The sequence below is a fragment of the Amycolatopsis sp. MEPSY49 genome (genome assembly GCF_051337345.1).
Lineage (GTDB): Bacteria > Actinomycetota > Actinomycetes > Mycobacteriales > Pseudonocardiaceae > Amycolatopsis.
Window position 1 is genome coordinate 1 of sequence record NZ_JBDLYJ010000040.1, and the last position, 487, is coordinate 487.

Annotated in this window: 1 protein-coding gene; it reads right to left on the reverse strand. The window is 66.3% G+C overall.

The features are described 5' to 3' along the window. Positions 1–59 precede the first annotated feature (59 nt). Positions 60–487 (reverse strand): transposase family protein (locus ABFJ78_RS50190; protein WP_436394706.1); only part of this gene is annotated, 428 nt, incomplete at its 5' end.

Here is a 487-nt window from a genome sequence, read left to right on the forward strand (position 1 = left end):
TGGGGTTGTTTCATCGTGGTTTGTGCTGGTCAGGATGGGTTGACCTGGTCTGATAGTGCTCATCCCGGGCCTGGCCGGGCAGTATCGCGGATGCTTTGCTCGTGTTGGGTCAGCACGAGCAAAGCCCGCAGCAACGTCGTGGCATGGCGGGTGTCGAGGCGGAGTTTGTCGAGGATGTGCCAGTGTTTGAGGGCGGCGAAGCCGCCCTCCACCGCGCACCGCATCGCCGCGAATACCGCATTCGCCTGCTTCTGCGCCTTGCTCAGGGGCCGCTTCGCCTCGGCCTTGTAGGGGGTCAGCGCGATCTGCTCACACGGTCCACCACATGTCGGGCAGTCGCGGGTGGTGCGGACGTCTTTGTGCCAGCCGTGGAAGCCTTTGTCCCCGGCCGGGGTCAGGCCGTGGTGGTGGAGGTGCTGGCGGATCCGTAGCCGTCGGGCGGCGGTGATGTCGGCGGTCTTGCCCGGCAACGCCGGCGACACCCACA